The sequence below is a fragment of the Bacillus sp. J14TS2 genome, from assembly GCF_018333015.1.
In the GTDB taxonomy this organism is placed as follows: domain Bacteria; phylum Bacillota; class Bacilli; order Bacillales; family Bacillaceae_C; genus Lederbergia.
The window spans coordinates 189,696-209,542 of sequence record NZ_BORE01000006.1 but is presented as its reverse complement, the minus strand read 5'-3'; the positions used below and the strand labels follow the sequence as shown (position 1 = coordinate 209,542).

The following is a 19,847-nucleotide window of genomic DNA, read 5'->3' as shown; positions in this document are numbered from 1 at the left end:
ACTGGGTGAAATCACAACATATCACTTGGCAAGCTCAACAAGTGACAAAACAGGAAAGACAACAATTGCATGGTCATAAAAGTGCGATTGTTTGGTTCACAGGGCTCTCAGCTTCTGGGAAATCAACATTATGTGCTGCGATAGCGAAAAAATTACATGAACAAGGATTAAGCACATATGTATTAGATGGGGATAATATTCGCCATGGTCTAAATAAAAATCTTGGTTTTAGCCCAGAAGATCGTTCCGAAAATATCCGCAGGATCGGTGAAGTCGGTAAATTATTTATCGACGCAGGCATCCTCACCTTCACAGCTTTTATTTCCCCTTATCAGCAAGATCGAAAGCTTGTGAGAGAAATGGTTGGGCCTGATGAATTCATCGAGGTGTTTGTAAAATGCAGTCTAGAAGAATGTGAACGAAGGGATCCTAAGGGATTGTATAAAAAAGCAAGAGCTGGAGAAATCAAGGAATTTACCGGAATTGATGCTCCTTATGAAGAACCTGCCAATCCCGAAATGGTGATAGAAAACGATCAACAAGATTTCGAAACATCTGTGAATCAAGTGATTGATTTTTTACAAAGACGCGGACTAATAGAATGAGAGAAAAAAACAAAGACAATAAAAAAAGCTGGGACAAAAATGTTTTCACCAAAGAAAAAAACGAACTAGTATGGTGGATAGACTCGCTCCTATCCTACGATTTACGCGGGGAGTGGCAACCCCATCAGGGAGGCTTGCCGTACTCTCACTTCCTGCAGGAGTTCCGTCGCTAAGATAATACATTGTTCGTTTTTAGAGCTTAACATTTTAGTTATATCCCAGCCTCTTGGTTTTTATCTCTCTTCTTCCCAAATTTCATGAGCAATTTGAACAACATGGCGTACTTTCGCCCATTGTTCTTCTTCTGTAATGAGGTTTCCTTCTTCAGTAGAAGCGAATCCACATTGCGGGCTTAGACATAGATGATCAAGGTCAACATACTCAGCAGCTTCTGCTACTCGTTGTTTGATTTCCTCTGAATTCTCCAATTCTGCTGTTTTAGTCGTAATTAATCCTAATACTACGTTTTGTTTCTGAATGAAGCGAAGTGGATCAAAATCTCCTGAACGTTCATTATCAAATTCCAAGAAGAAAGCATCTACGTTAACTTTAGAAAATAATGGCTTAGCAACAGCTTCGTAATCTCCCTCATATAACCAGGCCGATTTAAAATTGCCCCGGCAAACATGGAGTGAAATCATCATATCATCTGGTTTATGAGCAATCGATTCTATGGTGATATCGGCAAATCTTTCCATGACTTCATTTACATCCCAGCCCTTAGCTTCCATCTTCTCACGTGATGCTTGACTGAAAAAGGCACCCCAACTTGTATCATCCAGTTGCAAGTAGCGACAACCTGCATCATAAAAGGCTTGAATTGCATCTTGATAAACCTTTGCAATATCCTTTGCGACAGCATCCAAGGATGGGTATGGAGGGTTGTCTGCATAGATGTCACTATTCAGCACACCAGAATGAAAAATCATATTTGGACCTGGAATGGTAATTTTAGCCGTATGATCACCTGCTACTTCATTTAAATAGCGAAAATCAGCTAAAAATGGATGGCCTTTAGGAAATTTTAAAGGAGAAGCAACTGTGTATGATGTAAGCTTTTTCATTTCCCCTTGGAAAAAGCCGGCAACTTCTACTTCTACAGTACGAATTCCTTCAATAGCACAAATGAAGTCAGCGTGCCAATATTTTCTTCGGAACTCTCCATCTGTTACAACTTGTAAACCAGCCTCTTTTTGCTTTTCTACAAGCTTCGCGATCTCTGAATCTTCAATTGAACGCAAATCTTCCTTCGTTATTTCTCCTTCTTGGAATTGCTTTCGCGCATCCTTCAATACCTGTGGTCGTAAGAAACTTCCTACAATATCTGCACGAAATGGTGTTTTTGCCAGTGTTCTTGTCATTTTCCCCGCTCCTTTAAACTAAGTATAACCTCTTCAAAATATCGGAAGAGGTTGAAAAATCCCTTTTAGAGGATGTTCAAAAAGTCCGGTAAAAATGACACTGTGGGATAAATGATCTTTGACTAAGTACTGACACGTCCTGTGCCAAACGTCGAAGTCACCACACACGCCCAAGTTCGTTGGCTTGCTTACCCGCTACGCCGCCTCGAACTTCTTGGTCCTTTTTATCCTCCTGTTTGAACACATCATTTTACTACTCTTCTTACCTTGGAGATGATTGTTTTAGAAAATTAGAGAAACTATTTTGTTAAAAATCCCTCCATCTTTATTGATAAGAATAGTCTATGTATTTGTCATTAATCCTATAGCGAGAATGCAATTGTGTCAAGAGAAATTTCAATTGTTTACTCTATTCATAAGGCAAATAGAAATGAACAAAGCATACCAAATTTCGGTTCAACACATTTTTTTCTTTAATCAATTTTAACGTTACTTATTTAAACGAAATCCACAAACATACTATTCAAACAGAATGAATTTCCTAGATGTGTTATTTTTGTTAAACTTCAACAAATATTCACATATTTTATCGTGGGTATACTTGCCAGGACGAATTTAGATTAGGCATAATGGAGAAGGAGGGGGAGATAGCTTGCTACCAATTGAAAGACAGCAACAAATTTTAATATGGCTAGAGGAAGAAGGAAGCTTGCGTATATCGGACATTAGTAAACGATTTAATGTTTCAGAGATGACGATATATCGTGATATTAAACCGTTATTGGATCAGAAAAAAGTGTTAAAGACTTCTAAAGGAATCTCTATTTCACCTGAACAATCTATACCTCCAGATGTCTGTACATATTGTTTCAAGCCAGCAAAATCAAGAATTTCGGTTCAATTAATCAGAGTAGACCAAAAAATTGAAACAACCTGCTGTGCTCATTGTGGATTACTGCGCTATAAAGATATTGAAAATGATGTATCCCAAATCATTTGTCGTGATTTTTTAAAGGATACGACTATCAGTGCAAAAATGGCAACATTTATGATGGGAACTAATTTAAACTTAAATTGTTGTGAACCACAAGTGCTTGTATTTGAATCGTTCCAACAGGCGACCCAATTCCAAACAGGTTTTGGCGGAGAACTTTACCCATTTGATGAGGCTGTTGCGGCGATTGATGAAAAAATGAATGGGTCTAAATGTCCGCATTCGAAATAAAGATAATGAGGAGAATCTATATGAAAAAAACAATTGGAAGTATCTTGCTAGGAATTTCGCTTATAACCTTAGTAGCTTGTGGAAATGATGCCAAAAGTCAAGATGATGAGGTACCAGCGATATTGGAAGTGCAGCTAGAAGTAGCTGAACATGTTGAAGTGGATGAAAAGGTTGATCTAAAAGCTGTGGTAACACAAGGGGATGAAGATGTCGCTGATGCGGATGAGGTCCAATTTGAAATTTGGGAAGAAGGAGGAAAAGAGGAAAGCACCATGATTGATGCTGTGAATAATCAGGATGGGTCGTATGAGGCTGAAACAACTTTTGATCATGATGGTGCATTCACTGTTCAGGTGCATGTGACAGCAAGAGGTATGCACAATATGCCCAAGCAAACTGTGACGGTAGGAGAAGGAGCAGCAGAAGAAGAGGGCCATGAGCATGGAGATCATAACCATGAAGCACATGCGGAAGGCTTCAGTATGCATTTTATGGAGCCGGAAGATGTAAAGAAAGATGATGAAGTAGACTTTATTGTCCATCTACAACTTGAAAACGAACCATTGAAAGATGCCAGAGTTCGTTACGAAGTTTGGAAAGATGACTCCGAAGAACATGATTGGCTTGATGCTGAAGAAGGAACACCAGGAGAATACTCTTCGCCATTTGTTTTTGAGGAAACGGGTGCTTATCATATAAGAATCCATGTTCAGGATGACGAGGATTTACACGAACATGAAGAATATCAAATAGAGGCAAAGTGAAGCTTTATTTAGTGGAGGTTTTCTTCCGTTCCCACTGATTTGAAAAGATCAAAGGCTAAGTTCGCGATATCCTGTCGACCCGGACTTACGGATAGCTTGACCTATTCTCTAAATCATTGAGGGGTAGGTATTACTATTCGTTAATGCGGGATAAAAGAATAAGCAGCTGCAAAAAATCCGAAATGTGATGAAACATTTCGGATTTTTTGCAGCTTGTGAAGAGCAATTCCAAATTGTCATTTAAATGAAATTTTGCAATATCTCTTGTTCTTTGCAAGGATTTCCTTCATTCTATATTATATATATTTTTTACAGATAAAAAATGAACCTTTTCGACAAAAAGGACGAATATATGTAAGGGAACATTTTACCAGAGAAAGAAGGGAGGATTCGCTGCCATGGATGAGAAGAAAATCAAACAGTGGATTACCCTTATCCTTTCTGGAAATGAGGACTATTTTCTCTATTTATATGATGAAACCTGTAATGATGTATATCGAACGGTTCGTTTCTTGCTTATTGACCAGCAAGATGTCGAGGATGTTGTGAGTGAAGTCTATCTGGCATTATGGAGATCAATAAAGCAATATGATTCAACGCGCTCCTTCCGCTTCTGGTTGCATGGCCTCATTGTGAGAAAGTCACAAGACTGGAGACGACAGGCATGGAGACGAATCCGCATATTGGAACGAAAGAAGATCTATCAACAGGAGGAACACCTTCATGATTCGGAAACCATTTTGCATAAGGAGACAGAGACTGAATTGATTCAAGCATTAGCTACTCTTTCTGCGAAACACCGTGAAGTGATTATTATGAGGTTTTATCATGAATATCCACTTGAGGAGATTTCCGTTCTTCTGCAAATCCCCTTGGGGACGGTGAAATCAAGATTACATACAGCTTTGAAGAGACTAAAAGGGAAAATGGAAGCTTGTGTAAGACTTGAGGCAGGTGAATATCATGGATTTTGAGAGTCAGTTAAAAAAAGAATTGAAAAGAGAAGGGGAATTGATAAACTCCCCCGAACATCTAAAAGCCCATGTTTATTCAGCTATTCAAAAGGATAGAATCATTCCTCGAAAAATAAATTGGATTAAAAGGTTAATTGTAAGTGTGCTTGCTGCAGGTATTCTTATTCTGGTGGGGGTTTTTGCTGATAAAACAATAATCCCTGAGCTTATTAAAACAATAATTGGTACACCATAAGAAGACCAGAAAAAATTGGCATATGACATCAGAGATATACGAAGCGAAGAAGCAAGATGGTTTGTCTACGTTAGAGGCTATGATGAATATAAGTGAAGAAGAGCAAAATAGTACACGGTATAATATAAATGGAGAAGCCAGCATTAGTATCGAACATTCTGAAATAATAGAAGGGGATCGAGTCCTTTTAAGGTCAACTTTGATACGATTAAAAGTATTATGATAGTGATGTGTCAGGTATGAAAATGATTGTTCCTGCTAAAGTTGGAAATTCAGCCTAGCAAATTGTGATTTTTGCGAGCACGCTTTATAAAGAAGAGATTGAAAACAAGAAGAAGAAAAATAAAAGTTAATGTATGGGGAGAGAAAAATGAGATCAAACAAACCAAAGCAAAAGAAAAGAAAGAAAATAATATGGGGAATCTTGAGTGTGTTTTTGATTCTCGTCATTGGAGTTGGTATTTATTTTGCCAATCTCTATTTTTCCTTTACTTCAGCATTAGATAATATGCATGAGAAGGTAGATAGGTCTGAAAAACGAGAAGAGGAAGTGTCGCTTCAAGATAAAGACCCGTTTTCTGTTCTGCTTTTAGGAATCGATGATGAAGATGGTGATGTAGGAAGATCTGATACGATGATTGTGGCAACTGTAAATCCAAAGTTAAATTCAATTAAAATGTTAAGTATTCCCAGGGACACACGGACAGAGCTTGTTGGAAATGGCACAACGGAAAAAATTAATCATGCGTATGCCCGAGGTGGAGCGAAAATGTCCATTGACACGGTCGAACAATTTCTAGATATTCCAATTGATTATTATGTGGAAGTGAATATGGAGGGATTTACAGGGATTATCGATGCGTTTGATGGAGTGACTGTTGAGAATGATATGGATTTAACCTATAAAAAACATCATTTTCCAGAGGGAGAAATCACGATGACTGGAAAGGAAGCCCTTATTTTTTCACGGATTCGTTATGAAGATCCCCGAGGAGACTTTGGTCGCCAGATCAGGCAAAAGCAAATCATTCAAGCGATCTTAAATAAAGCAAGAAGTTTATCTTCTTTATTAAAGTATGATGATGTGCTAGATGAATTAGGAGACCAAGTGAAAACAAATTTTTCCTTTAAGGAAATGGTCAATCTACAAAAACAATATAGAGGGATCGAAAAGAATATCGAACAGTATCAATTTGAAAATGGCGATGGAGGCAAAATCGGGAAGTACTGGTATTATTTCCCGGATGAAGAAGAGGTGCAGAAATACCAAACGTTATTAAAGGAGCATTTAGAACTGTCGGATGATTCGGTAGCAAACTCAGAGGGAGAAACCTACACAGTTGAAGAAAATGACACACTGACAAGCATTGCTGCACAATTTGGCGTAACAGAGGATGATCTTGTAGAATGGAACAATCTTAGTGATCCTAATAATATCCAAGTAGGACAGACCTTAACGGTAGAAGGACCAAATGGACAGCAAACAGAGGACGATTCAGATGAAGTAGATCTCCAAACTGAATCCGACAATGATATGGATCAAGGAGAGTAAAGCTGCACTAACTTAAAATAACTCATGGATGGGAGAAACACCATCCATGAGTTATTTAGGTCTAGGAATTTATAAAATTGTAGATTGTGGAGAGTAGCTTACCTTGCAGTTGTTGTCCAGCTCCAGGCGCCATCGGCCCGAGGTTAAATAACCATGAACCTATAAAGGGAAAATGCACCCTTTATAGGTTCAGGAACATTTGCTTGTCGGAGGCCAACAGGATGTTGGTCAGAAAGGCGTTGCGCCAGGACGGCGCGAATTTAGCTTTTCTTCTTACATCAAGGCGCTTGCGCTTTTGGTTCTTATTATTGAATATGTTGATTTTTATCTAATATATCCTCAGTCACTTCCCATAGACTAGGTAGAAATTGCAGTGCCTTCTCAGCCCTTTGCAACATGTCATCTATGGAGAATATACCTAAATCACCAACAGCTGCTTGAAAAGATGGGAAATATTTATGGTGTAAGGAAGGGGCATCGACAGCAAGGATCGTATGACAGCGTGCAAAGGTGGCGATGATCCAAAATACAGCTTCTTTATGGTGTCCTTTATCAATAAGGGCTTGGCTTCCATTAATCGCAATCGGACGAGATATATTGGTAATATCCGAGCTAAAGAAAAAGGGCGTTTTGGCCACTTCCACTGTTTTATCGAATGTTTGACTAAGCGCAGTCAGCTGCTTTTGTACTTGTTGCGGCTGCAAATGGGCACAGCCTAATAAGGACAATAAATCATTATAGAGAGTTTCATGTCCATATTGGATTAATACTTCTTTAGTTGCAAGATAGCGCTTTCTAACAGTCGGGTTTTTTAATGCAGCAACAAGAATAATATGGGTCATGACGCCTGTTGGAAATAGCCAAGAGGTCACTTGTTCATGAAAAGGGGCTTTTCTATCTATAGAGGTTAGGCCATTTTCTACCTTTTGCCGGACATTTAGACATCTGCTCTTCACCCATTCCAGCTGATAAAAGCGTTGGGAAACCGCCTTTTGTAGAGTCCGTAAACGCCCTGTTGGATCATCGATAATTGTATCGACACGAAAGCTACCTGCTAGGTGATAAGAGCTGAGGACTTCCTCGGTTGTGGCCAATTGCCTCCAAGTTAAATAAGTGATCTCTAATAAAACGTCTTTGTAGATGAATTTCCCTAGTTTAAGAGGAGGTTCTTCTTTTTCAGTCACAACCACAATATCTACATCAGAAGAGAGATCTAAATCTGTTTGATCAGCTAATCCAATGATGGAACCACTAAAATAAGCCCCTCCATATCCCTGTTCATGCTTAGCCTGTGTATCAACCCAATCAGCAGCGATGGATCGCGCAAACTTTGCTTTCAAATCATCGTCCTCCTTAGCAAACCGCTTAAAAATGAGATTATGTGTACAGTTAAATTATAACACTTTTGCCAAGAGTTTAAGGAAAAACATGGATAAATTATCTTATTCATAAGAATAGAAATGCGCATTAAAATTAAATCAAGTCCATTGACTAATTACCAGAAATTGGATAAAGTGAAAATTCAGATATGAAAACGCTATCTAAAATAGGCGTTATTCGATTTATTTATATGGGAGGAGGCTTGTGTGAGTAATTGAATTTATTATATGAGGGAGAGGTTAGATGAAGAGTTATTTTCCGACTAGAAGGAATATAAGTCGCGTTCTATCTATTTTGCTAGTTACTGTTATGCTGTTCTCTACGTTTGCCATACATAGAACAGCTCACGCGGAAGATTCTGAAAAAAAAGTTAATGAGGATGCTGTCCCGCCGTTATTAATTACAGAAGTTGTTCCTCAATCTAGCCGTGTTAATTCTGTCGACGGCTTTGAGTTTATTGAGGTTTACAACAATACAAATCAAGTAATAGATTTTGCGGATTATCAAATTATTTATCGATATCCTGTAGGGCCCGAAGATGATGCAATCTGGACGCCAAATAAGAGAGATATTCAGATTGAGCCTGGAAAGGCTCTCGTGTTATGGATTGAAAATAGTGGGAATAAGGATACGCCAGTCGCGGATTTTAATGAAGTTTATGGCAGTGATTTAATTGAAAACGAAAATATTGTAAAAATGCCAGGTGGAATGGCCAACCAAAGAATGCGAGATATTATTATTCGTACGAATACTGGTGAGGAAATAGTCGCTGCTCAATATAATAAGGCCACTTTAGATGTAGAGGAAAATTTAGGGATTTTCTATCAGTATCCGCAAGATGGTTCTAATCAGATGGTAAAGGTGAGTGCGGCTGAAAAAATGGGTACTCCTGGAATTGTTGAGAGTGAGTTAGTACCTGAGAATCCTGTGATAATTGCCCCTGAACAAGCTCCTCGAGTGGAAGATCAGACAAAGTTTCAACAACCGATTGATCATGTTCAAGTAGCTGCAGAAGCTGAGGATGATTTTCTTATCACAACGATGACCTTATTTTATAAAGGGAAAGAAGACGAGGAATATCATTCTCTTCAATTAGAAAAGGATGAACAAGGGACCTATCATCATCAGATTCCTATCCAACATTTAATTGATAAGGAGGAGATAGAATATTATTTAGAGGCTTCCAATGGGTTTAAGCAAACGTCAACGGATAAGAATTCTATCACCATTACGGAAGCAGAGAATAATCAGGTACCACCATTATTCATTACTGAGGTAGTTCCAGATTCTTCAAACTTAAATGGAGCGGATGCGTATGAATTTATCGAAGTCTTTAATAATACGAATCAGCCATTAAATTTTGGAGACTTTCATATTATTTACCGCTATCCAACAGGCTCAGAGGCTGTTTGGTTTGAAGGATTGACAGATATTATGATTGAACCAGGAAGTCCTCTTGTTCTTTGGGTGGAAAATGGGAAAAATGATGAAGTAACGGTAGCAGATTTTAATGAAAATTATGGAACAGATTTAGAGGAAAATGTCGATATTGTCAAAGCATCTGCTGGTGGAGGGATGGCAAACGGGGCTGAACGTGATCTAGTCATTTCAACTAATACTAATGATGAGATCGCAGTAGCAGGCTATAATAAAGCAACAAATGATGTGTACGAGAATATGGGGATCTTCTATCATTTCCCAATCGGTTCAAATGAACTAATTAAAGTTCGCGATAATGAGCCTGCTACACCAGGAACAGTGGAAGCAGATTTAATTCCAACAGACTTACAATCTATTGATTCTAACACTGAGCCTGTTATCCAAAATCAAACCGAGATAGAAAGTGCTCAATCAGGGGAAAAGGTGGATATCAGAGCAACAGTAGAGGATGATTTTTTAGTTGCAGATGTGAAGTTGTTCTATAAAGGTGCCGAGGAAGCAGATTTTCAATCTGTTTCATTAACTAGTGGTGAAGAGACTGGGTTATTTCAATCTACAATTGAATTTGGAAATGATGATCTTCAATATTACTTTGTCGCATCAAATGGTTTCAATCAAACGAAAACAGAGACCTTCACGTTAGAAAAAGAGAAGATAGTAGAACCTGCTAATCTTCAATCACCAGAAAATCATGCAACAGATTTAGAGACTGACATAGACTTAAGTGTCACGATCCCTAATGAAGAAGAAGAGATGTTAGATGTACATTTTTATGAAGGCTTATCCATAAACACTGCCCAGGATCAGCAAATGAAAATATACAAAAACGCGGTAGATACGGAACCACCAGCAGAAAGAGTACCTGCCGGAGAAACGGAATTCACAGAGGAAGAATATGAAATATTACGAGATTCGAAGGATGGGAAAATTACAACAGATGCTGAAGGGGAATTTCCATACCATCGTTTCGAGATCCCTTTAGATGAGGTTTCGTTACAACAAAACGAAGTGGAGATTGTGTGGCAAGGTTCCTCCCTTGAGGGAAGAAAAGTAACGATGTATGCTTGGAATTTCGATTCAAGTAAATGGGAGATTGTCGATTTCCTCGTTGCGGATTCCGAAGAAATTTTTTCTTTAAAAGGGGAAGTGCATATAGAGAATTATGTGCGTGATGGAGTCATCAATGTGCTTGTACAGGATGAAATTCCGCCAAGAGAGGAATATGACTACAGTTTTGTTTGGTTATCTGATACACAATTTTACACAGAAGTATTCCCAGAACTGTATGAATCACAGGTGAATTGGATTGTAGACAAAAAAGATGAGCTGAATATTGAATATGTCTTCCATACGGGAGATATTGTTAATACCTATAATCAAATGTATCAATGGGAATTTGCTGATCAATATATGAAGATATTAGAGGACGCAGATGTCCCGTATGGTGTTTTAGCGGGAAATCACGATATTCAATTACGCCCAGAAATTGATTATACAAATTACTATGCTTATTTTGGTGAAGATCGTTTCCTTCATCAACCATACTATGGCGGTTCTTATCAAAATAACCGCGGGCATTATGATTTAATTTCTTCACATGGTATGGATTTTATAATGGTCTATATGGGATGGCAGCCAGATGAGAATGGGATTAAGTGGATGAATGAGGTGTTAGCACAATATCCTGATCGTTTTGCGGTTTTAAATCTTCATGAATATTTGAATGGAAATGGAGAACGTTCAAATATTGGAGAACGTATTTACCAAGATGTAGTGTTACCAAATGAAAATGTAAAGCTCGTCCTTGGTGGTCATTATCATGGGAGTGAAGTGCTCTTGAAAAACGCTTCTCAACCTATTCGAGTATTATCGACTGAAGTGGATGATAATGAGGATGGGACGCCTAATCGGGTTGTTCATCAATTATTGGGGAATTTTCAAGATGCGAACCGCGGCGGTGATGGATATATGAATGTGATGAATATAGACATGGAAAGGGATAAAATCTATGTCAATACGTATTCACCGACACTCGATGACTATGACTTATTTCCACCATACACCTTGGAACTTGATTTAGAGCCAATGACCAAGCGTGTATCAACAAACTATTTAGCGATTAATGCCTATGTAGATCAAAAGATCGATACAGTCAGTAAAAGGTTTACAGATGATGAGTTGCTTACCGTTCCATGGAATCATTTGGACGAAAATAAGACTTATTATTGGTACACAATGATTGAGAATGAAGAAGGAGAAAAAGCAAGATCTACAATGTGGAGCTTCTCTACCGGGAAGCAAGAGGAAATAGTGAGTATTGGTGACGTCCGTATACTTCTTGATGAATTCATTGCGGATGATAAAGTCAGAAAGCCACTAAGTAATCAATTAGCCAACACATTAAAACAGGCAGAGCATCATAAGCAAAAAGAACATAAAAAACAAGCCATTAAATTTTTGCAGAAGTTCTTAGATACAGTAGACAAACAACAAATGCAAAAGCATATCGCGCCTGAAGCGAAAGATACCCTTCAACAGCAGATACAAGAGCTAGTAAATGAGTGGGAAAAGGGATAAAACGAGACTTATTGGGGTTTTAGCGTCCGTTACCCCCCACTTATACTTCTTTGAAATTTCCTAGTCTTGAAGTGGGGGTCTTGCGGACGGTTGCACCGGGGCTGGGACATAAGTGTTTTCACCAAAGAAAAAACAATGATTAGGATGCATATATCCTCGCCCCGGAGCCATACTTTGCTTTCCGTGGGCGTACATAGGAGTCCATGGATATTTCCTCTGCTAAGATAATGCATCGTTCATTCTTGGAGCTTAACGTTTTACTTATGTCCCAGCTTTTTTTCAGTTGTCCACTAAATCGTTCTTCCATTTTATTTTTAATAACGGTGATCTAGTACCACCTAATAATCCAAAAATCGCAGATAATCCATATTTAGCATAATGATTATGATTGCTGTCCTCAGCTTTAAAATAATTGCCTAAATGAAAGGCAGTAAAATATTCATTCCAAGTTGAATAAGACTCTTGCGAGAGTTGGGCAGCTTTGATCATCAGTGTTTTTGCCTCATCTTTCGTTAAATACCCGAGTCTTCTTCCAACTCGACATAAATAGACGGCCCAGGCCCAATCAACTGCCGCAATTCCTTTTTCTGTTAAGGTATGTACTCCTCGATTAGCTAGAAAAAGTTTTGGATAATCGGATTCATCCTTTGATAAAGATTGAATATATAAGTTTCTCGCTTCTTCGGACAAGGGCATAAGTTGATAAAGAAAGTGATTAAACTCTTGGCGCAGCCCCACATCAAGTAACTCATTTACCTTCTGTTTCAATGCTTGCGGGCTGGTGATCTCCCACTTTTTTAATACCTTTGTTAAAAACCTTTTCCCAATCAAACGATCCCGAATCAAGGTGAACGGATAGATTGTCAGATAACGCTCTAGAAAACTACTATCGATACAGCCAGTTGAAAGGCAGCGGAAATAGAGTTCCTGTCGGTGGTTTTTATTGAAAATTGGAATCGGTAAGGTTTCGCTTATTATCACTTTTCCAACTTCCCAAAGAAGAGGAATGAGGAGGAAAGCTGTATATTTAAAGTCTAACGGTGTACAGAGTAAAATAAGAAACACTAAAAGATAGACCCAAGCTCTTCGTAAAGTGATAAAAATATAGGCTAATATCGTATGAACGGCCATTTTCCCTTTGACTTTGAAATCTAGCTTAGGCATAGGTACTTGCCTTGTCTTTTTATTTAAAACCTTGGACTGATAGAGACGAAACTCTGGGCGTTCTGGATGGAATTCGATCGCTTTTGAAATCCAATCATACGCAGTTTTCTCATCATGTAATCCGATATAGCTCTTAATGATTAAAAATAGCCCATCTGCATGTTTCGGCTGATGCTCAAGAAGTTGTTCGCAATCCTGAATGGCTTCTGAAAATTTCCCAGCTCGAAAATGTAACTTGGCTAGGTATAGCAGGGCGTCAGAATCAGTGGGGAAAATGGCTAATTTCCTTTCAAATATCTGTATCGCTTTTTCAGCTTCTTCAATGCGCAAATAATAAATGCCTTGTAAGTGTAATAAATCTGGATCAGCTTGAAAGCGTTGATAGGCCTGCTCTAAGACTTCCCCGGCAGATTCTAAATCGTCTTCCATCAGAAAAAATTGCGCATCTGCTCGTAGTTGTAAATATTCTTCATAATGAAGATCTAGTTCCTTTTTAAAACAATCATATCCCATTTGCTTAGTACCTATAATATTTTCGGCTAAAAATTGTGTGGTCCCCTTACCGTAACGGTCTTCTAATCCTTCTTTGTTCTCTTGCCAATGGAAGGCTTGATCCAATAACTGCCAAATCGCCACAGGTAAATATGGATGCTCCTCTAAAAAGTCAATGAGACGATCTTGAAGAAGCTCAGAATATTGCACATTCCATATAATATCCTCTTGCAGTAAGGACTCCCAATTTTCAATCTCTATACGTGCAAAGAAATCCGCATAAAGCTCTTGAACTTTCTCGATAAATTGGTCTACTGGATGCTCTATAGAGGGAATATCACTCTCAGCGATGGCGTGATCTATTTCCAAATCCAGTGAAGCTTCATAGTCTTGGACTGGAGTTCCTGTAGAAAAACCTTCCTTCGCTAGTTTAACAGCAGAGTCATATGCTTCTCTAAGGCGTTGATAACCCTCAGGATCCTCTTCAGGATGGTGTTTTTTTAATTTCTTTGCATAGGCTCTCTTGATGATTTTCTGATCATCGGTTGCTTCAATCTCTAAGGTTTCCCAAATAGTCATCGAGAATAAATCCCCCTTTCGATCGTTTCTAACTGCTCACTAAATGTCTTTGCAGCCTTTTTAATTTCCTTTTCATTTTGTGTGATTAGGGCTTGTTCAAATTTCTGCAAAAGAAAGGTCATTTTTTCTCGGTCTTCTCCCAACATCTCCTCATAAAGTCGCTCCCCTTTAGCTAAAAGTAAGCGATTTTCAGTACGATCACGCGGATGCACTTTTATATTTGCAAGTTCTTTAAGTCTTGCGTCAATCTCTTGCTGTGTAAGATCGCCTGAATTTTGCTCAATCACGGTCCTTTTCTTCTCGCCGGTTGCTTGACTTATGACTTCTACTTCAAGGATCCCGTTGATATTGTATGTATAACGAACATCGATTGATTGAGTACCTGCTGGAGCCGGAGGGACCTTGATCGTTAGTTCCCCGAGCTTAATATTATTGACAATCTTTCGACTCTCCCCTTGATAGACTTCAACATTCAGGCGCGTTTGGTTGTCATTCACTGTATATAGTTTCTCTACACGACTAACAGGGATCGGAGTATTCCGCTCAATAATAGGGAAATAGTAGCCTGTTTCCTTTTTTCCTTGACCTAGTTCTTCGACAACATGGGTACCTAATGTGTAGGGACAAACATCGGTTAAAATAACTTCTTCTAAGCTTTTGTCACGTTCTTTTAAAGCGATTTGAATGGCTGTTCCTAAAGCAACTGCTTCATCAGGATGAATATGAGCATAAGGGATTCGACCAAACATTTTTACAATGACGGATTTAATCAAGGGCATCCGGGTCGCACCACCTATTAAAATGACAGCGTCCATATCATCGGCTGATAATTCAGCATCACGTAAAGCACGTTCAATGGGATAACGAAGTCGTAGAAGTAGCTGTTGCGAAAGTTTTTCAAACTCTGCTTTTTTGATCTTTGTTTCAAAAATTTCTCCATCAATCGTGACGCTCATTGTCCCTGTTAAAGATTCACAAAGCGAAAGTTTGCAGCGTTCCGCTTGCGTATAGAGTAGTGATTTTGTCTTTGGATCTAACTGATCTTGTCTTAATTGGTGCTGTTCAATAAAATAGGAGATTAACAGCTTTGTAAAGTCTTCCCCACCCAAATAATTATCGCCTGCGATTGATTGTACCTCAATAATCCCCTCAAATAATTCGAGGATAGAGATATCGAACGTCCCTCCGCCTAAATCAAAAACTAAAAATTTCGTCTCAGGTTCTTTTTGGTTTAACCCATAGGCAAGAGCAGCTCCAGTAGGCTCGCTAATTAATCTATCCACTTCTAGACCAGCTAATTCAGCTGCCCTTTTGGTTGCCTTTCGTTGCGTATCATTGAAATAAGCAGGAACACTGATCACAGCATTTGTGATGGTTTCTTGTAAATAGGCCTCTGCATCAGACTTTAGTGATTTGATCACAAAGGATGAAAGCTCCTCTGAAGAAAAATGGTGGGAAGCTAATGAGTAAACTTTATCTGTTCCCATAAATCGTTTAAAGATGGCTGCTGTCTGCTCAGGATGTGTAACAAGTCTTTCCTTTGCAACCTGCCCAATTAGTATTTCTCCATTATCATCCACACTCACAACTGAGGGAGTCAGATATTGATCTAACACGTTAGGAATGAGACGAGGCTTATCTTGATCCCAATATGCAACTAAACTATTGGTCGTACCTAAATCAATTCCAATTGTCGTCATGGAAAATCCCCCCTTCTCCTTCAAGGGTATTTTACTATAATTGGAAAAAGAGGGGAAATGAAAATAGTTGAAATGGAGCTATCTAATAGGTATTCAACAATGAAAAGGCCAGAATACAACAATTCTGAGATAAGCAGATTGTTTGAAGCGATGTCCTTGCATTCCAGAATAAAGTCGGTTATTATGTAATTGATCAATCAATAATTAATTGTAAGCAGGTGTTTACGTATGGTTAGACCAAAAAAAGAAAATCGTAAAGAAGATATTCTTGAGGCGGGATTGGAAGTTTTTGCGAAAAGAGGTTATTATAACACAACCACTGCGCTCATTGCAGAAAAAGCGGGCATATCTCAACCTTATGTCTTTAAATTCTTTAAAACAAAGGAAGAGTTGTTTATCGCAGCCTTAGATAGAGCATTTGACCGAATTCTGCAAACCTTTGAAAATGTAGAGGCAAGCCAAGAATATTTGGTCACCAAAATGATTGCTGCATATGAAGAGTTATCTGAATCAAATCCTAATGAAGTTTCATTGCAGGTTATCGGTTTTTCAGTAACGGAAGAGGCAGTACAACAATCTATAAGGAAAGGCTTATCACGTATTAGAAATTACACACTGGAAAGGTTTCAAGCTGCAGGAATTCCAAATGCTAATAGAGAAGTCACGACCTTTTTGGCAAGAGGGATACTCTGTAATATTTCCTTTTTCATAGATCTACCTGAACTTATTGACGGTTAATAAGAGGCTAGGACAAAGCTAAAATGTTAAGTTCTCGAGACGAACAATGCATGACCTTAGCGAAGTGTATTTCCGGAGCGGAGGATATGCTCCCTATTAGTTCGTTTACACTTTTGTCCCAGCCCATTTTCATCCACAGTTATTTATTGATTAATCACTAAATAAAAGGAGTGAGATTTATGAAAACTGCAATTGTCTTAGGAGCAACTGGTGGAACAGGCCAGGTTATTGTCTCGGAATTACTGAAGAGACAGATAGAGGTCATTGCTTTCGGGCGTTCCGAAAGTAAATTGAAAACATTAATGGAGGATCACAATTTTGACCAACGATTGTCATACAAACTGGGCGATATATTTGATTACCAAACTATTATTGCCGCGGCAAAAGACGCGGATGTTATATTCCAATGTGCCAACGTTAAATATCAAGAGATGGAGGGAAAGCTTCATTTACTTGGAGAGAGTGTAATGAAAGCAGCAGATACTCTGAAAAAGAAGATTGTAATTATAGATGGTATCTATGTATATGGGCATCAAGTTGCAAAGGGAGATGAAAATCATCCACAACAGCCACACACGAAAAAAGGTAAATTACGAGTTGAATTTGAGAAATTAATATTTAGTAACAAATGGGAGAACGCAAAAGCATTAATTGTAAGATTGCCGGATTATTATGGTGCTACTTCCCAGAATTCATATTTACAGCCAACGTTGGATGGGATGGCTGCCCATAAGGTTTCTATTTTTATTGGGAATACAAATACACCTAGAGAATATGTATATTTGCCAGATGCAGCTAAGATGATTATAAACATAGCTGAAAATGACGATTCTTATGGAGAAAATTGGAATATACCTAGCGCAGGATTGATAGCAGGTAAGGACATTATTCAGATAGCTCGCAAGATAACTGGTAATCAAAAGCCGGTCATCCCTTTAAATAAAAGTGCTATTCGTTTAATTGGGTTGTTTGATCCGTTTATGAGAGAAGTGGTTGAGATTATGTACCTTACCAAAGAAGGATTTGTTTTGAGTGGGGAAAAATATGAACAACGTATCGGTCCCATACCAGCAACCCCCTTCAAAAAAGGGCTTGAAGAAACATTACGACTTTTAATGGACAAGTTGAAAAATTAGAGGTTCAATGATGGCTCTTCACCGATGTCTACTTAAACTTGAGCCAAAGAAAGGAAAAAGAACGGATTCTTTGGCTCAGGTTATTTGGCGAGTGCTTGCACTCAGAACTAGTTAGCTGTAAGTCCGAACTACACTTTATAAAACTCCTCTGGGATTTCGCCCATTTTTCGTTGATGATATAAAAGTGGTTTTTTATTTGTGCTTAAAATGTCTAGGACTTCCCCAATAAGAATCGTATGATCTCCAGCTTCTATTGTTTTAAGGGTTTTACATTCTAAAACTCCTGCAGTCCCTGAAAGGATGGGCAGCTTCATTTTAGAAAATTCCCATTCACATTGATTAAAGCGATCTATATCCTTACGTGCAAATAAAGAACAAATATCAGCCTGATCATTTGCTAACACATTTATGGCAAAATGATCTGTTTTTGTAAAAACAGGATAGGACGAAACCTGTTTATCGATTGACCAGAGAACCAGCAATGGATCTAATGAAACAGAGGCGAATGAATTGACAGTTAAACCAAGAGGAGTGTTTTCATGCGTTGTCGTAACAACGGTGACACCCGTTGGATAATTACCCATAACATCTAAGTAGCGAGCAGTGTTTAAGCTTTTGTCCATGATTTAACGCACCTTCCAGATTGAATATGAATGATATACCTATATTTTATGTTCTACTTATGAATGGTTGCTTGTGTTGCTTAAATTTCAAAAAGCTGATTGTTTTAGTTGGAATTCGCTTTCCAACATATGTAAAATCTTAAAGGATTTATGTCCATAATACTAGATTTTAGGCTTACTTCCAAATGCTAGTAATGTTTATGCTCTAAATATAATAAACATGATTGGAAAACTTATATTAAATGGCATACAAAAAGGAGAGTCCTCATTTTGTATAGGTGAGAACTCTCTTTCCGATTTAATAATACGGGGAAATCATTACATATACGAGCACACCAGTCAGACTAACATAGAGCCAAATCGGCATGGTCCAGCGGGCAATTTTTCGGTGGCGGGCATTTTCCAAATTCCACGCACGAGCTACTGTTGTTAAGGCAAGTGGTACAATAGCAGCCGCCAATACAATATGGGTAATAAGTAGGAAGTAATACAAGCCTGCCATAAAGCCTGTTCCACCATAGGAAGTGGAAGGTGATAAATAATGAAAAGCCACATATGTGATTAAAAATAAAGTTGTTGTCACAAAGGCTGAATAAATAAAGCGACGATGAACGGTAATATTGCGCTTGCGGATAGCAATGAAAGCACATATTAAAAAGATAAAAGTGAAACTGTTAAATATCGCATTAAATAGCGGAAGTAAAGTCACGTCAAAAGCGTCAAAATCCTCTACACCCGGTAATCCAGAAAGAACTCCAATAATTCCAATTAAAACGGTGGAAATAATAATAATAGCAGGCTTATAATTTCGTTTTTTAGGGCTAAATTGAGATCTAGTCGTGTTTTGTGTCATTCGATTGTACACTCCATTATGATATTGTAAATACCCTCAGCACAAACAATTAGAAAACGAGGGCAATCTTGTCCACTTCAAATAGCCGTTTATGCTTTAGTTCCAACAAATAGTGTACCACATCATGCATTAGTAAACATACATACAGATGGAAGTTTCACACTCTTTTCATAAATAAAGGACAAAGAAAAATAAACAGTATCAACAATAATGAACAATGGATGAAAAACGCATATGGGGTTAGGGCGAAGATCACGGGTTAATGAAGGCTAAGCACTTCGCCAAGAAGTTTAATGTCATTCAAAATGAATGGCTTTATAGATTCAGGAGATTGATAATATTCCTCCAGCAAACGTCCTAGTTCTCTGATGAAAATTAGGTATTCCTCTCTATCTGGCATTTGCACTACCTCATTTTTATTTGTTTAATTATGAGTATACTGATTAAAG

General features: G+C 38.2%; 17 protein-coding genes. 10 read left to right on the top strand and 7 right to left on the bottom strand.

Annotated elements, in window-relative coordinates:
- Positions 1-5 precede the first annotated feature (5 nt).
- Positions 6-605: an adenylyl-sulfate kinase gene (cysC, locus tag KI375_RS11145; RefSeq protein ID WP_212973571.1), complete on the top strand. Its 600-nt coding sequence runs from the start codon at positions 6-8 to the stop codon at positions 603-605.
- Between the two features lie 233 nt (positions 606-838).
- Here the strand turns inward: cysC and KI375_RS11140 are convergent, their stop codons facing one another.
- A complete protein-coding gene (locus tag KI375_RS11140; protein WP_212973570.1) occupies positions 839-1,966 on the bottom strand; it encodes a 5-methyltetrahydropteroyltriglutamate--homocysteine S-methyltransferase in 1,128 nt (375 codons plus the stop codon).
- Positions 1,967-2,618: 652 nt separating this feature from the next.
- Here KI375_RS11140 and KI375_RS11135 point away from each other — a divergent pair.
- The 6 genes from KI375_RS11135 to KI375_RS11110 all read left to right on the top strand — a co-directional run bounded on the left by KI375_RS11135 (position 2,619) and on the right by KI375_RS11110 (position 6,716).
- A complete protein-coding gene (locus KI375_RS11135) occupies positions 2,619-3,191 on the top strand; it encodes a DeoR family transcriptional regulator (RefSeq protein ID WP_212973569.1) in 573 nt (190 codons plus the stop codon).
- Between the two features lie 20 nt (positions 3,192-3,211).
- Positions 3,212-3,955: a FixH family protein gene (locus tag KI375_RS11130; protein WP_212973568.1), complete on the top strand. Its 744-nt coding sequence runs from the start codon at positions 3,212-3,214 to the stop codon at positions 3,953-3,955.
- A gap of 398 nt (positions 3,956-4,353) precedes the next feature.
- Complete coding sequence (locus KI375_RS11125; protein ID WP_212973567.1) at positions 4,354-4,929, top strand: sigma-70 family RNA polymerase sigma factor; 576 nt, start codon at positions 4,354-4,356, stop codon at positions 4,927-4,929.
- Complete coding sequence (locus KI375_RS11120) at positions 4,919-5,164, top strand: hypothetical protein (protein WP_212973566.1); 246 nt, start codon at positions 4,919-4,921, stop codon at positions 5,162-5,164. Before KI375_RS11125 ends, KI375_RS11120 begins: the two co-directional genes overlap by 11 nt.
- Positions 5,165-5,186: 22 nt before the next feature.
- Positions 5,187-5,387 (top strand): hypothetical protein, encoded by a 201-nt coding sequence (locus KI375_RS11115; protein WP_212973565.1) that lies wholly within the window; start codon positions 5,187-5,189, stop codon positions 5,385-5,387.
- A gap of 147 nt (positions 5,388-5,534) precedes the next feature.
- Positions 5,535-6,716 (top strand): LCP family glycopolymer transferase, encoded by a 1,182-nt coding sequence (locus tag KI375_RS11110; protein WP_212973564.1) that lies wholly within the window; start codon positions 5,535-5,537, stop codon positions 6,714-6,716.
- 305 nt (positions 6,717-7,021) lie between these two features.
- On the opposite strand, the gene KI375_RS11105 is transcribed toward KI375_RS11110, so the two are convergent.
- Positions 7,022-8,056: a hypothetical protein gene (locus KI375_RS11105; protein ID WP_212973563.1), complete on the bottom strand. Its 1,035-nt coding sequence runs from the start codon at positions 8,054-8,056 to the stop codon at positions 7,022-7,024.
- 283 nt (positions 8,057-8,339) lie between these two features.
- Between KI375_RS11105 and KI375_RS11100 the strand changes: the two genes are divergently transcribed.
- Complete coding sequence (locus KI375_RS11100; protein WP_212973562.1) at positions 8,340-12,113, top strand: lamin tail domain-containing metallophosphoesterase family protein; 3,774 nt, start codon at positions 8,340-8,342, stop codon at positions 12,111-12,113.
- A gap of 279 nt (positions 12,114-12,392) precedes the next feature.
- Here the strand turns inward: KI375_RS11100 and KI375_RS11095 are convergent, their stop codons facing one another.
- Positions 12,393-14,348, bottom strand: a complete 1,956-nt coding sequence (locus tag KI375_RS11095; RefSeq protein WP_212973561.1) for a DUF1266 domain-containing protein — start codon at positions 14,346-14,348, stop codon at positions 12,393-12,395.
- Positions 14,345-16,048 (bottom strand): molecular chaperone HscC, encoded by a 1,704-nt coding sequence (locus tag KI375_RS11090; protein ID WP_212973560.1) that lies wholly within the window; start codon positions 16,046-16,048, stop codon positions 14,345-14,347. The genes KI375_RS11095 and KI375_RS11090 overlap by 4 nt, the downstream gene beginning before the upstream one ends.
- A gap of 228 nt (positions 16,049-16,276) precedes the next feature.
- Between KI375_RS11090 and KI375_RS11085 the strand changes: the two genes are divergently transcribed.
- Positions 16,277-16,786 carry a TetR/AcrR family transcriptional regulator gene (locus tag KI375_RS11085; RefSeq protein ID WP_212973559.1) on the top strand — a complete coding sequence of 170 codons (510 nt, stop codon included), beginning with the start codon at positions 16,277-16,279 and terminating at the stop codon, positions 16,784-16,786.
- Positions 16,787-16,965: 179 nt separating this feature from the next.
- On the top strand, positions 16,966-17,922 hold the full coding sequence (locus KI375_RS11080; RefSeq protein ID WP_212973558.1) for an NAD-dependent epimerase/dehydratase family protein: 957 nt from the start codon (positions 16,966-16,968) through the stop codon (positions 17,920-17,922).
- A 128-nt stretch (positions 17,923-18,050) separates the two neighbouring features.
- Here KI375_RS11080 and KI375_RS11075 read toward each other — a convergent pair whose 3' ends face one another.
- From KI375_RS11075 to KI375_RS11065, 3 genes are all read right to left on the bottom strand, one after another.
- Positions 18,051-18,545, bottom strand: a complete 495-nt coding sequence (locus KI375_RS11075; RefSeq protein WP_244852539.1) for a flavin reductase family protein — start codon at positions 18,543-18,545, stop codon at positions 18,051-18,053.
- A 298-nt stretch (positions 18,546-18,843) separates the two neighbouring features.
- A complete protein-coding gene (locus KI375_RS11070; protein ID WP_212973557.1) occupies positions 18,844-19,398 on the bottom strand; it encodes a DUF420 domain-containing protein in 555 nt (184 codons plus the stop codon).
- Between the two features lie 259 nt (positions 19,399-19,657).
- Positions 19,658-19,798 (bottom strand): hypothetical protein, encoded by a 141-nt coding sequence (locus KI375_RS11065; protein WP_212973556.1) that lies wholly within the window; start codon positions 19,796-19,798, stop codon positions 19,658-19,660.
- Positions 19,799-19,847 lie beyond the last annotated feature (49 nt).